Source organism: Deinococcus sp. NW-56, assembly GCF_002953415.1.
Taxonomy (GTDB): domain Bacteria; phylum Deinococcota; class Deinococci; order Deinococcales; family Deinococcaceae; genus Deinococcus.
Window position 1 is genome coordinate 485,757 of sequence record NZ_CP026516.1, and the last position, 12,338, is coordinate 498,094.

General features: G+C 70.2%; 15 protein-coding genes. 7 read left to right on the forward strand and 8 right to left on the reverse strand.

Features of this window, described 5'->3' with window-relative positions; genetic code table 11:
• Positions 1–68: 68 nt before the first annotated feature.
• Positions 69–572: a DUF4870 domain-containing protein gene (locus tag C3K08_RS02575; protein ID WP_104989901.1), complete on the reverse strand. Its 504-nt coding sequence runs from the start codon at positions 570–572 to the stop codon at positions 69–71.
• Between the two features lie 40 nt (positions 573–612).
• Here C3K08_RS02575 and rnhA point away from each other — a divergent pair, with 40 nt between their 5' ends.
• Together rnhA and yqeK are read left to right on the forward strand one after the other, a co-directional pair.
• Positions 613–1,173 carry a ribonuclease HI gene (gene rnhA / locus C3K08_RS02580; RefSeq protein WP_104989902.1) on the forward strand — a complete coding sequence of 187 codons (561 nt, stop codon included), beginning with the start codon at positions 613–615 and terminating at the stop codon, positions 1,171–1,173.
• Complete coding sequence (yqeK, locus tag C3K08_RS02585; protein ID WP_158679818.1) at positions 1,170–1,835, forward strand: bis(5'-nucleosyl)-tetraphosphatase (symmetrical) YqeK; 666 nt, start codon at positions 1,170–1,172, stop codon at positions 1,833–1,835. Before rnhA ends, yqeK begins: the two co-directional genes overlap by 4 nt.
• Here the strand turns inward: yqeK and C3K08_RS02590 are convergent.
• Positions 1,816–2,223, reverse strand: coding sequence for a GNAT family N-acetyltransferase (locus tag C3K08_RS02590; protein WP_104989904.1), 408 nt, complete (start codon positions 2,221–2,223; stop codon positions 1,816–1,818). The genes yqeK and C3K08_RS02590 overlap by 20 nt on opposite strands.
• A gap of 187 nt (positions 2,224–2,410) precedes the next feature.
• Here C3K08_RS02590 and C3K08_RS02595 point away from each other — a divergent pair, with 187 nt between their 5' ends.
• The gene (locus C3K08_RS02595) at positions 2,411–3,769 is read left to right on the forward strand and encodes an MFS transporter (protein WP_104989905.1); all 1,359 of its coding nucleotides are present in this window, start codon (positions 2,411–2,413) and stop codon (positions 3,767–3,769) included.
• Positions 3,770–4,211: 442 nt separating this feature from the next.
• Here C3K08_RS02595 and glmU read toward each other — a convergent pair whose 3' ends face one another.
• The 5 genes from glmU to tatA form a co-directional block, all read right to left on the reverse strand.
• Positions 4,212–5,660: a bifunctional UDP-N-acetylglucosamine diphosphorylase/glucosamine-1-phosphate N-acetyltransferase GlmU gene (gene glmU / locus C3K08_RS02600; protein ID WP_104989906.1), complete on the reverse strand. Its 1,449-nt coding sequence runs from the start codon at positions 5,658–5,660 to the stop codon at positions 4,212–4,214.
• Between the two features lie 105 nt (positions 5,661–5,765).
• Positions 5,766–6,269, reverse strand: coding sequence for a hypothetical protein (locus tag C3K08_RS02605; RefSeq protein ID WP_104989907.1), 504 nt, complete (start codon positions 6,267–6,269; stop codon positions 5,766–5,768).
• Between the two features lie 165 nt (positions 6,270–6,434).
• Entirely contained in the window at positions 6,435–7,370 is a 936-nt protein-coding gene (lgt, locus tag C3K08_RS02610) for a prolipoprotein diacylglyceryl transferase (protein ID WP_104989908.1), read from the reverse strand.
• Between the two features lie 98 nt (positions 7,371–7,468).
• Positions 7,469–8,257 (reverse strand): twin-arginine translocase subunit TatC, encoded by a 789-nt coding sequence (gene tatC / locus C3K08_RS02615; protein WP_104989909.1) that lies wholly within the window; start codon positions 8,255–8,257, stop codon positions 7,469–7,471.
• A gap of 18 nt (positions 8,258–8,275) precedes the next feature.
• Positions 8,276–8,524, reverse strand: a complete 249-nt coding sequence (tatA, locus tag C3K08_RS02620) for a twin-arginine translocase TatA/TatE family subunit (protein ID WP_104989910.1) — start codon at positions 8,522–8,524, stop codon at positions 8,276–8,278.
• Between the two features lie 265 nt (positions 8,525–8,789).
• On the opposite strand from tatA, the gene C3K08_RS02625 reads away from it, so the two are divergent.
• From C3K08_RS02625 to C3K08_RS02640, 4 genes are all read left to right on the forward strand, one after another.
• Positions 8,790–8,975 carry a twin-arginine translocase TatA/TatE family subunit gene (locus C3K08_RS02625; RefSeq protein WP_104989911.1) on the forward strand — a complete coding sequence of 62 codons (186 nt, stop codon included), beginning with the start codon at positions 8,790–8,792 and terminating at the stop codon, positions 8,973–8,975.
• 37 nt (positions 8,976–9,012) lie between these two features.
• On the forward strand, positions 9,013–9,564 hold the full coding sequence (locus tag C3K08_RS02630) for an RNA polymerase sigma factor (protein ID WP_104989912.1): 552 nt from the start codon (positions 9,013–9,015) through the stop codon (positions 9,562–9,564).
• A complete protein-coding gene (locus C3K08_RS02635) occupies positions 9,561–10,220 on the forward strand; it encodes an anti-sigma factor domain-containing protein (RefSeq protein WP_104989913.1) in 660 nt (219 codons plus the stop codon). The genes C3K08_RS02630 and C3K08_RS02635 overlap by 4 nt, the downstream gene beginning before the upstream one ends.
• A 197-nt stretch (positions 10,221–10,417) precedes the next feature.
• On the forward strand, positions 10,418–11,395 hold the full coding sequence (locus C3K08_RS02640; RefSeq protein ID WP_104989914.1) for a ferritin-like domain-containing protein: 978 nt from the start codon (positions 10,418–10,420) through the stop codon (positions 11,393–11,395).
• A 180-nt stretch (positions 11,396–11,575) separates the two neighbouring features.
• Here C3K08_RS02640 and C3K08_RS02645 read toward each other — a convergent pair whose 3' ends face one another.
• Positions 11,576–12,307 (reverse strand): SDR family oxidoreductase, encoded by a 732-nt coding sequence (locus tag C3K08_RS02645; protein ID WP_104989915.1) that lies wholly within the window; start codon positions 12,305–12,307, stop codon positions 11,576–11,578.
• Positions 12,308–12,338: the final 31 nt, after the last annotated feature.

Consider the following 12,338-nt stretch of genomic DNA (forward strand, 5'->3'; position numbering starts at 1 on the left):
CGCCTGTGGCCCGTGGGAAACCGAAGCGGAGGCTCTGGCCCGTCCACAAGTGGCACGCCACACGCCGCCTAGCGGATGAAGCGGATGCTCAGCGGATACCGGTACGTCCGCCCCTGGTTCACCCGGATGACCGCCAGCAGCATCACCACCAGCGGAAAGGCCCACAGCACCAGGCTGGCCGGAATGAAAAAAGCGAAGAAGGCCGCGAGGCTGCCGAACAGCGCGAAGGCCCCCAGGTCCGGGCTGCCCGCCGCCGCCCCCGCCGCGCCGCCGATCAGCCCCAGGCTGAACAGGCCGAAAAACAGCAGACCCGCGAGCAGCGAGTACAGCCACACACTGATCTGAAAATTGACGACCTCCTTGCCCTGCGCGTCCAGCACCGCGTGGCGGTCGCGGTACCCCAGCCACGCCGCGAGCGGCCCCAGCACGTTGCCCAGCCCCGGCAGCACCAGCCCCAGCAAAGGCGAGAGGTGAATCAGCAGCGCGGGCGTGCGCTCCGGCTCGGGAATCACGCCAGGATCACCGCGCAGGTTGGGCGCGGAAGTCGGGGAGCGGGGGTCGGGGAGGGTCATGTTGACAGTACGGCTGCGGGGTGCCTACAGTTCCGGGGTTATGACGCGCCCCGGCGGGAAGCCGCACTTCAAGAAGTCCGCCGCCCAGAAGGCGCAGGACGCCGCCCGCGACCTCCTCCCCATCAAGGCGGGCATCCAGCCTGCGGTCCCGGTGGCGGGCGAGGAGGTGGACCTCTACAGCGACGGGGCCTGCGACACCGGGGCCGGACACGGCGGGTGGGCGACCATCCTGCGCTACAAAGGGCAGGAACTCGTCCTGAGCGGCAACGAGCGCGACACCACCAACAACCGCATGGAGCTGCGCGGGCTGCTGGAGGGATTGAAAACCCTCAAACGGCCCTGTCAGGTGCGGGTGGTGACCGACAGCCAGTATCTGCGCAAGGCCTTTACCGACGGCTGGATTCTGAAGTGGCAGCGCAACGGCTGGAAGACGGCGGGCGGCGATCCGGTCAAGAACAGGGACCTCTGGGAAGAGCTGATCGCCCAGGCGCAGACGCACGCGCTGACCTTCGTGTGGGTGCGCGGCCACAACGGGCACGGCGAGAACGAGCGGGTGGACAGGCTCGCCGTGGAGGAACGCAAGAAGCTCCGGGCCGGGTGAGGGTGACCTGGGAGGACCTCTGGCCGGAGCCGCTGCGGGACGCCGCGCCGTACCGGGGGCGGGACTTGACCGACCTCGCCGCCGACGTGGACGCCCTGCTCGCGGCCTGTGGAAAGACCATCATCCGCGAACATGTGCCGCGCGTGGCCGGGGAGGCGGAGGCGCTGGCCGGGCGGTTCGGCGTTGATCCCGCCCTCGCCCAGGAGGCGGCCCTGCTGCACGACCTCGGCGGGAGTGTGCCCCGCGAGGCGATGCTGCCCCTGTCCGAGCGGCTGGGGCTGCCCGTGTGCCCCGAGGAGCGGCAGGTGCCCCTGCTGCTGCACGCGGGCCTGAGCGTGGTCATCGCCCGGCGGCGCTACGGGGTCCACGACCCGGCGGTGCTTCAGGCCATTCGCGTTCACACCACCCTGCACGCGCGGCCCACGCCGCTCGACCTCACGGTCTTTCTGGCCGATAAGCTGGAATGGGATCAGGGCGGGGTGCCGCCCTACGGCGCCGAGCTGCGGCGGGCGCTGGACGGCGGGCTGCTGGCGGGTGCGCGGTGGATGATCGCTTGGATGGCCTCGCCGGAGGCCCGGCTCCTGATTCCCCACCCCGACCTGCGGGCCGCGTGGGAGGCGTTCGGTATTCAGGCGCCGATCTCTACCCCCGGCGAAGCGTGACCCGGTACCGGGCGCGGCCTCCCCTGGGTGGAGCGGGCGTGACCTCGAACCCGGCCCGGCGGTAGAAGCCGACCGCCCCGTCGTCTGTCTCCGCGACGAGCCGCTCGGCGCCGAGATGCCCGGCCAGCGCGTGCAGCAGCGCCCGCGCGTATCCGCGTCCCTCCTCGCCGGGCCGGGTGGCGAGGTGAAGCACCTCGGCGGTCTCGCCCTGGGTCCGGAGGCCCGCCGCGCTCACCAGTCGGTCTCCCTCTGTCCAGACGAACACCCGGCGCTCCGGGTCTGTGCGGTAGACCTCCAACGTGCGGGCGATACGTTCCGGATCGGGGAACATGGCGCGGGCCAGCAGGGTCCCGGCCTCGGGGGTCGGGGTGGGGAGTTCAGTCAGCATGGGTGCAGGGTAGGGCGGCCTGGCCGTTGCCCCGCCATCCGGCAGAGTGCTCGCGGCTTGATTCAGCCCCGGCAGCCCGTGCTGGAGAGCCCCAGGGTCGCCTGACCAACCCCGTCTTAATCAGCCCCGCCCACCTCCCAGAATCTCCTCACGTCATCACAGGTCAGCCTCTAAACTGCCGGGCATCATGACATCTCCCTCCCAACACGCCCCGGCGGGCTGGCGGACGTTTCTGCTGCTGTGGGGATCGCAGTCGGTGAGCCTGATCGGGTCCTACGTGGCGTGGTTTGCCCTGAACGTGTATGTCGCGCAGGTGCTCTACCCCGGCGAGGACCAGAAAGCGCCGCTGGCCCTGGCGCTCGGCGCCCTCGCCATCGCGTCCACCCTCAGCGCGGTGCTGCTCGCGCCGGTTGCCGGGTCGGTGGCCGACCGCACCGACCGCAAGCGGGTGATGCTGCTCGCGGGCGTGGTGTCGGGCCTGCTCACGCTGGGCATGGCCGCGCTGATGTTCGGAATGACGGTGCCCTTCTGGTTGCTGCTGGCCTTTGTGATCGTCACCCAGTCGCTGAGCCACTTCCACGAGGCCGCGCTGGAAAGCAGCTACGTGATGATCGTGCCCGAGGGCCAGCTCACCCGCGCCAACGGCATGATGCAGACCACCCGGCAGTTTTCCAGCCTGCTCGCGCCCACGCTGGCGACCCTGCTGGTCGGCGTGCCCGCGCTGCTGGGCTGGACTGGGGGTCTCGCGCCGCTGGCGCAGGGGGTGCCCTTCGCGCTGCTGGTGGACGGGGTGAGCTTCCTGGTGGCGGCCCTGATTCTCGCGCGGCTGGCGATTCCCAGCCCGCCTCCGGCCGAGAACCACGGCAGCGCGGCCGCCAACCTCAAGGCCGACACCCGCCTGGGCTGGACCTACCTGCTGCGCCGCCCGCCGCTGCTGCAACTGCTGATCGTGGCGGCGGCCCTGAACTTCGCCACCGCCGCGATTCCGGTGTATCAGACCCTGCTGACCACCTTCACGCTGGAGGCCGACCGCACCGCGCGGGGCCTGAGCTTCCCGGCGACCCTGGCGATCATCCAGACCGTGACCAGCCTGGGGATGTTCCTGGGCGGGCTGGCGATCAGCACCTGGGGCGGGTTGAAGCAGCGGCGCATCCTGGGCATCCTGCTGCCCGCGCTGGTGTCGGGCGCCGGACTCGTGTTGATGGGGCTGTCGGGCAACCTGTACCTGACGGCGGCGGCCTTCGCCCTGACGGTGTTCGTCATGCCGATCACCAATGCCCACAGCGGCGGCATCTGGCAGTCGCAGGTGCCGCGCGAGATGCAGGGGCGGGTCTTTGCCGTGCGCCGGGTGGTGGGCCGCGTCACCGTGCCGCTGGGCATGGCCTTCGTGAGCGCCCTGTCCACCAGCCTGCCCCCTGGCCCGGTGATCGCGGGGATGGGCCTGCTGGTCGTGCTGATCTGCGCCGTGCAACTCCTCAACCCCACCGTGCAGCGGGTGGAAGACCGCGACTATGTGGAGGGGCTGGCAGCGGCGCGGGGGGGGTAAACGGAGCAGGAGAGAGGCCCGGACATTCGCCGCGTCCGGGCCTCTTTTGTTGCGGTACAGTGGCGCTGTCCCCCCGTGGGACGGGGTGCATGACAACCGGGAGGGGAGGGGCGCAACACGGGAATGCAAAGGCACCCGGAGTTGCAGTCCGGGTGCAGAAAGGAGGTGAATCCTTATGGCTAGACACCGTAAGGATACACCCAAGCGTTCGCGCAGGCAATGGAAGCCGGGTGAAGTCGCTGTTCTCGTGACAGCGTTCGGAACCCTGCTGACGGGCCTCGCGGCGCTCCTGAATGCCCTGAAATAAGCCTCTTTCCCCCGGTCGCACCCTTGACGTAGAGACATGGCCTCGCCCAGCCTGGGCGGTTTTTATTTGCCGGTAAAGGAGCGCGGGACTCTGGGGGAGGCTTCCAGTGTCCCGCGCTTCTCGTCTTCCCGCTTTCTAGCCCTGCCGCTCCAGCCACCCGGCCAGCCACGGCAGCTTCTGCCCGACCTTCTCGCGCATCCCGCCCCAGTAGCGGCGACTCCAGCCTTCCACGTTGCGCTGCTTGCCCCGTGCAACGGCCATCGCGCCCTCGGGCACGTCCTCGTGGACGGCGCTGCCCGCCGCGATAAAGGCCGCGTCGCCCACCACGCGCGGGGCGATCAGGGTGGAGTTGGAGCCGATAAACACGCCCGCACCAACGGTGGAGCGGTGCTTGTTCACCCCGTCGAAGTTGGCGACGATGGTCCCAGCGCCCACGTTCGTCTCCGCGCCGATCTCCACGTCGCCCAGGTAGGCGAGGTGCCCCGCCTTGACCCCCGGCCCCAGCCGCGCCGCCTTCGTCTCCACGAAGTTGCCGATGTGGACGTCCCCCTCCAGCACCGTGCCGGGGCGAAGGCGGGCGAACGGCCCCACGTCGCTGCCGGGGCCGACATGAGCACCCTCCAGCACGGAGTGGGCCTTGACGACCGCGCCTTCTTCCAGCACCGAGTCGGTCAGGACGCTGTAGGCACCGACCGTCACGCCGTCCGCGATGCGGGTGTCCCCGCGCAGGATCACGCCGGGTTCCAGGGTCACGTCACGGCCAATTCGCACGGTGTCCTCAATTCGGACCGAGTCGGGGTCGTGCATCGTGACTCCGGCCCGCATGTGCCCGGCGTTGATGCGGCGCCGGAGGATCGCCTCGGCCTCGGCCAGCCCCGCGCGGTCGTTGGCGCCCATGACCTCGTCGGGGTCGTCCAGCTTGAAGGCCCGCACCGCCGCGCCCTCGGCCCGGTACAGCGCCAGCAGGTCGGTGAGGTAGTACTCGCCCGCCGCGTTGTCATTCGTGATGCGCCGGGCGAGTGCGGGGGCGCGGCCGTCCATCACGTACACGCCGGAGTTGAACTCGCGCACGGCCTGTTCCTCGGGAGTCGCCCCCTTCTGCTCCACGATGCGCTCCACGTTCCCCGCCGCGTCGCGGATGATCCGTCCGTAGCCGGTCGCGTCGGGCAGTTCGCCCGTCAGGATCGTGAAGGCCGAGGCGTGGGCGCGGTGGTCGTCCAGCAGCGCCCGCAGCGTTTCCGGGCGCAGCAGCGGCGTGTCCCCGTACAGCACCAGGATGTCGGCGTCACCCTGGTCAGACAGCGCGTCGGCCCCCGCAAGAAACGCGTGCCCGGTGCCGAGTTGCCCATGCTGCCGCGCGAAGGCCACGCCGGGCTGTTGCAGGGCCGCCTCCACCTGCTCGGCCCCGTGCCCGGTCACCACGACGATGCGCCGCGCTCCCAGCGCCTGCGCCGCCCGCACCGCCCACGCGACCATCGGGCGCCCGGCGACGGGGTGCAACACCTTGGGCAGCGCCGATTTCATGCGGGTGCCCTGCCCCGCCGCGAGAATCACCACGTCCAGCGGACGTTCAATCTGTGTCATTCAAGTTCACCTGTCCGCTCAGAAGTGTACGGGAAAGCCACCAGCTTCCAGTCGCCAGCAAAAAGCCGCAGCGCGTCGGCTGCGGCTCCTGGGTCCCGGCAGGGTTCAGCGGCCCGGCTCCCCATCGCGCAGGTTGCTCTCCACGCGGTCCACCAGCTTCTCGCCGCCCCGGCGCAGTTCGCCCCCGGCGGTCTGGAAGGCGGCGGCGGGCGACTCGCCGCGCGTCATGTCCGACACGCCCGTCTTCACGGCGTCCCCGGCGCGGGTCACGTTGCCCTCGGGGCCGGGGTTCACGCGCTTCAGGAGGCCCTGCACCTGCTGCTGAAGGCTGGGGTTCTTCTGGTAGAGCATGTAGGCGCCGTAGCCCGCGCCCCCCAGCAGCACCAGCGTCCAGGGAAAGCCGCCCCCGCCCTTTTTCTGCATCCGCAGGGCCGTGACCTCGCCCTGAAGCTCGCGGATGTCGTGCTGCTGGCGGGCGATCAGGGCGGCGGTCTCGGCGTGCTGCTTCATCACGGCCTTGGTGATCTCGCGCTCGAGATCGTGCTGGCCCTTCTTGGCCGCCTTGCGAAGCTGGTCGACGTGGTCCAGATGGGTGTCCTTGTTTTTCATGGGAAAGCCTCCTTGCCCGCCGAGTGTCCCCCGCCCGGCCCCGGCCCTGGTTGCGAGGCGCATGAAGGGGCCTTGCCGGGTCGCTCAGCCGGGGGGATGGAAGACAGGAGGCGGGGCGGTGGCCTGTCCTGCACCACCGCCCCGCCCTTTTTGCTCTCGCTTCACTCAGCGCATGTCCGGCTGGGGGGCCGCCGCTGCCGGGGCAGAAGTGACCGTATCGGGCTGGCGCCGAATCTTGATCAGCATGTAAAGGCTCAGCAGGATCAGCGGCACGCTGATGATGTGTGTGTCGGTCCACAGGCCGATGCCGGGGGCGTCGAGGCCCTGGTTGAGATAGGTCTTGATCGCCAGCGGGTTGAGGCGGAACGTTTCCTCCAGCCCGGCCCGCAGGATGGAGTACCACAGCCAGAACTGCCAGAAGGCCCAGCCTGCCTTGCGCGAGCGCAGCCAGAAGTAGGCGGCGATACTCAGCACGATGCCGATGAACACGCCGTAAAGCTGGGTGAAGTGCACGGGCGCCGTCATCACGAGCTGCCCGCCGATCTCCTGGCAGTAGCGCGAGAGGTCCATGTCGGGGTTGGGGTTGGGAATGCACATGCCCTCGTGAAAGGCGCGGGCGGAATCGGGCCAGCGGTAGCCGACCGGCCACCCGGTCACCCGGCCCACCGTGTCGGTGCCGTTCATGATGTTGCCGATGCGCCCGCCGATGATGCCGAACGCCACGCCGGGCACGAACAGGTCGGCGTACCGGTAGAAGTTCAGCCGGTAGCGCCGGGCGTAATACACCAGCACCAGAATCCCGCCGATCAGCCCGCCGTGAATCGAGATGCCGCCCTGGCGCAGGTTGATGATGTCCAGCAGCAGCCGGGGCATGGGCGTGCCCGCGAACTGCTCCCAGGAGGTCGCCACGAACACGATGCGGGCGCCCACCAGCCCCCAGATGATCGCCCACAGCACCATGTCGTTGAAGAGGTCCACGTTCAGCCCGCGCTGACGGGCCAGCCGGGTGCCGACCAGCAGCCCCAGGACGATGCCCAGCGTGATCAGCACGCCGTACCAGGCAATCGTGAAATTGCCGATCTGAAGGAATACCGGGTCCATAAGTCAGGAGCAGTGTAGAGCGAATGGGACCGTGAAGGCGCGGCAAAGACAAAGCCCGGCCTGCGGGGACCGGGCTCCGGGAAGGGGGGAGGGCAGACTCAGGCGCCCAGCGCGGCCTCGTCCTCCTGCGGCACCACCCGGAAGAGGCGCGAGAGCAGGATGCCCAGTTCATATAGGGCGTACAGGGGCACGCCCACCAGCAGCATGTTGATGGGGTCCGGCGTCGGCGTGATGAAGGCCGCGAACAGCAGCACCACGACCAGGGCAATGCGCCAGGCCCGGCGCAACATCACGTGATTGACCAGCCCGATGCGCGTGAGGATCACCGCCAGAATGGGCATCTCAAAGGCCAGCCCGAAGGCCACCAGAAAGCTGGTGATCGTGCCGATGTAGTTCGCCAGGCTCTGCATCTGCTGGACCGTGCCGCCCAGAAAGTCCAGCAGGAAGCGCACCATCGCGGGCAGCACGAACGTGTATCCGAAAGCCGCCCCGGCCAGAAAGGACAGCCCCGCCCCCACGATGAAGGGCAGCGCCCAGCGCCGCTCGTGGGCATACAGCCCCGGCGCGATAAAGGCCCACACCTGCCAGAGAATGAACGGGAGCGCCAGCGCCAGCCCCGCCCAGAACGACAGTTGCAGGCTTAGCAGGAACTGGTCGGCCAGGTTCACGGTGACGAGCTGGACGTTGTTCGCCTGGTACTGCTCGGAGTAGCGCAGCGGCCCCTTGATCAGCTCGATGAGTTGCAGGCGGTACTGAAACGCGGCCACCATGCCCAGGGCCAGAAAGATCAGGCTGTAGATCAGCCGCTTACGCAGTTCCTCCAGATGGTCCAGCAGCGGGGCACTGTGGAGTTCACCCGGCGGGGGAGGAGACACGGGCCTCGTCATTGGGCAGGCCTCCTGGGATCAGGCGCGGTGGTCGCGCTCGGGGGCCGCCGCGACGGGGTCAGCGTCCAGCGGGCGGGCCTGCACGTCGGTGACCGTCACGTCGCTCAGGGGCGTGGTCGCCTGGGGGGGCGGAGCGGGGTCGCGCGTCTCGCTCTTGAACTCGCGGATGCCCTGGCCCAGCCCCTTGCCAAGTTCAGGCAGTTTCTTGGCCCCGAAAATCAGGGCGACGACCAGCAGAATCAGGATCAGTTCCATCGGACCGGGCATGGGAAAACCTCCGGAGGGGAAAGCAGGGTGGGGGCGGGAGACAGGGCTCCGCCGGGGACCTCTCAGGGTAACGCGGCGGGATGAGGGGGACGGTATGCGGCAAGGCGCTCCGGTCCTGCCTGGGCTTATGCACCCGCGCCGCCTTTGGATGCCCGCCGCACCCTCATCAAGTCTGAAGGTGCCCGGCCCAGGGTCATCCAGTCGGGGCTCTGGGTGCATACAGCCGGGTGACCCGCCCCACGGGCGGCGAGAGGAGAGACCCTGTATGCCCAATATCGGAGCCGCCGAACTGATGCTGATCGTGGTCGTCGCCCTGCTGGTGTTCGGCCCCCGCAAGCTCCCCGAACTCGGCAGGAGTGTCGGCCAGGCGCTGCGCGAATTTCGCCGTACCACCCGCAGCGTGACCGACGAACTGCGGGCCGGGCTGGAGGACGTGCGCGACCGTCCGTAACCCGGTCCGGCCCCAGGTGCTAGCCTGCCCGCACCCCATGTCCGCCGAGCCGCCCGCCGAACCCACCGACGAGACGCTGCTGCGGCAGATGGCCGGGGGCGACGAGGCCGCGCTGGTAGAGCTGCACGCCCGTTACGCGCGGCTGCTGACGGCTCTGGGCTACCGGATGCTGCGCCAGCGTGAGGACGTGGATGCCTGCGTGCAGGACGCCTTCATGAATGCGTGGCGGCACGCAGCCCGCTTCGACCCCTCGCGGGCACGGGCAAAAACGTGGCTGGTGAGCATCGCGCATCACCGCTTTCTCCAGCACCTGCGCGACCGCCCGGACCTGAGCTTGGAGCTCGGAGACTGGGACACGCCCACCCCCGCCCCCGACCACGAGGGCAAGCTGCTGGCGGGCCGCGCCCTGGGTGTGCTGGACCCCGCGCAGCGCGAGCTGATCGAACTGGCGTACTACCGGGGGCACTCGCACTCGGAACTCGCCGCGCTGACCGGGCTGCCGCTGGGCACGGTCAAGTCCCGCCTGCGTTCGGCCCTGGAGCGGATGCGCGGGGCGCTGCGCCCGGAGGAAGGAGAAGAGACCCCATGACGCCCGACCGCGACGACCTGCTGGCCTACGCCCTGGGGACCCTCTCCCCGGCGGAGGCGGCGCGGGTCGAGGCCGAACTGGACCGCGACCCGGCGCTGCGGGCCGAGTTGCGGGCGGACCTGGACGCGCTCGCGCTGCTGCTGGACGACCTCGACCCGGCGGCGGTGCCTGTACCCGCAGGCGCCGGGGAGGCGTTGCTGGCGCGGGTGCGGGCGGAGGGGTCACCTGTGCAGGGAGCGGTCCCGACCCCACTCCCGCCCGCCCGCCCGCCACGCCGCTGGCCCGTCGCCGTGGCCCTCGTCGCCGCGCTGGCCCTGATCTTCGTGTTGCTGCCGCGCCCGCAGCCCGACCCGCTGGAGGCGTACCTGGAGACGCCCGGCGCCGTCGAGCGGTCCCTGGAATCGGACGGCGAGCGCGTCGGAACACTGGTGCAGTTGCCGGAGGGCCGGGTCTACGTCCACCTGTCGCGCCCCCTGCCCCCCGAGCGGACCTACCAACTGTGGCGGATCGAGAACGGCACGCCCGTCTCGCTGGGCGTCTTCGAGCGCGGCTTGCTGGTGACCCTGGCCCCCGGCTCCACCCTGGCCGTCAGCGTGGAGCCGCCCGGAGGCAGTCCCCAGCCCACGACCACGCCGTTGTTCGTGCAACCGCTCTGACCGAACGGGGGCTTCATCTCCTCTTCACCGTCGCACGGGCTCTGATCCAATCCTCCCTGGCCGGGATACAGCGCTCCTGAAGACCCCCGACCTCCCTGAACACGGACAGGCCCCCCGCCTGCTCCGGCAGGTGGGTGCTGGTCTTCGGTGGCCGCTGAACCGTCCCTTTGCCCCTTTCCCTCCCGGAGGACCCTGACATGAGCAACGATACGCAAGGCACGAGCACCCGACGCAAGTTCCTGGGGATGGCTGGCCTGATGGGCGCGGGCGCCGTGCTGTCCGGCTGCACCAACGTGATCGCCACGACGCCGCGCAAGGCGAACCTCGACGCCGCGATCTTCAACTTCGCCCTCAACCTCGAGTACCTCGAAGCCGCCTTCTACCTCGCGGCGGTGGGGCGCCTGGACGAGCTGACGGCGGCGGGCGGCGACGCGAGCAAGGTCATCCTGCCTGCGGGCTTCAGCGGACGCGGCGGGGCCACCGTGCCCGGCCTGACCGGCGACATGCTGGCGATGGCCCACGAGATCGCCGACGACGAGCTGGCGCACGTGCGGTTTATCCGGCAGGTGCTGAAGACGGGCGCCGTCACGCAGCCCCGGCTGGACCTCGGCCCGGCCTTCGACGCGGCGGGCCGGGCGGCGTCGAACGGGGCAATCACGGGCTTCAACCCCTACGCCAACGAGCTGTTCTTCCTGCACGGGGCGTTCGTCTTCGAGGACGTGGGCGTGACCGCCTACAAGGGCGCGGCCCGGTTGATCTTCGACGACAGCGCGAACGGCAACCTTGAACAGGCCGCCGGAATTCTGGCGGTCGAGGCCTACCACGCCGGGTCCATCCGCACCCAGCTCTACCGCCGCCGGGGCGAGGCCGCCGCCGCAGGGCTGAACGTGGAAGCGGTCGTGCAGGCGATCAGCAACCTGCGGGACTCGGTGGACGGTGCGGATGACCGCGACCAGGGCGTCACGGCGACCGGCAACGCGGGGGTTCCCGCCCGCAGCGCGAACATCGTCCCCACCGACGCGAACGGGGTGGCCTTCAGCCGCACGCCGCGTCAGGTGGCGAACATCGTCTTCCTGAGCCAGGGACAGACCAGGGGCGGCTTCTTCCCGGACGGCCTGAGCGCCAGCACGGCGGGCGGCACGACCGTGGATTACGGCCCCCTGCTGCGCCTCTGAGTCTCCAGACCCGCGAGTAGGCCCCGCCGTGCGAGGAGTGCGGCGGGGCCTCTGCCTTGTCCTCCCTCATACGGATTCCGGATGAACAGTTCTGGAGTCATTGTGAATCCCGACCGGACCCGCAGAGCTGCGCCAGCAGAGGGAGAAGGAAAAAGGGTAACGGATTATCAGGAATCCCCATCAGATGCTCCAGCCGCCGTCCACCAGAATCTCCTGCCCGGTGATGTATCCGGCTTCCGCCGTGGCGAGAAAGGCGACCGCCGCACCCACCTCCAGCGGCTGACCGAAGCGGCGGGCGGGGATGCGCCCCGCGAGCGCCTCGGCCGCCGCCGGGTCGGCGTGCAGGGCCCCCAGGCGCTCGGTGGCGGTGTAGCCGGGAGCGACGGTGTTGCAGGTCACCCCGTCGCGGCTGACCTCCAGCGCGAGCGTCCGCAGGTGGTTGGTGACGGCGGCCCGCATCGCGTTGCTCACCGGGAGGGTCAGCGAGGGGCGCCCCACCGTCAGGCTGGTCACCGCGATGATGCGGCCCCAGCCCCGCTCGCGCATGCCGGGCAACGCGGCCTCCGCGAGGCGCACGGTGGAGAGGAAGGTGGTCTCGAAGCCGCGCCGCCAGCCCTCCTCGGTCACCTCGCTGGGCAGGCTGGGGGGCGGTCCGCCCGCGTTGCTCACGAGGATATCCACCTCGCCCGCTGCTTCCACCGCCGCCCGCACGCCTTCCGGGGTACCCACGTCGGCCACCACCCAGCGCGAGCCAGGAATCTCGGCGGCCGCCTCCCGCAGCGCGGCCTCGCCCCGCGCCGCGAGGGTCGCGGAAGCCCCCAGCTCCGCGAGGGCCTGCGCCGCCGCCCGCCCGATGCCCTTGCTGCCGCCCGTGACGAGGGCGCGTTTGCCATCCAGCCGAAAGAGAGCCATGCGGCAGGGTAGCGCGGGGCGGTGCCTGCCC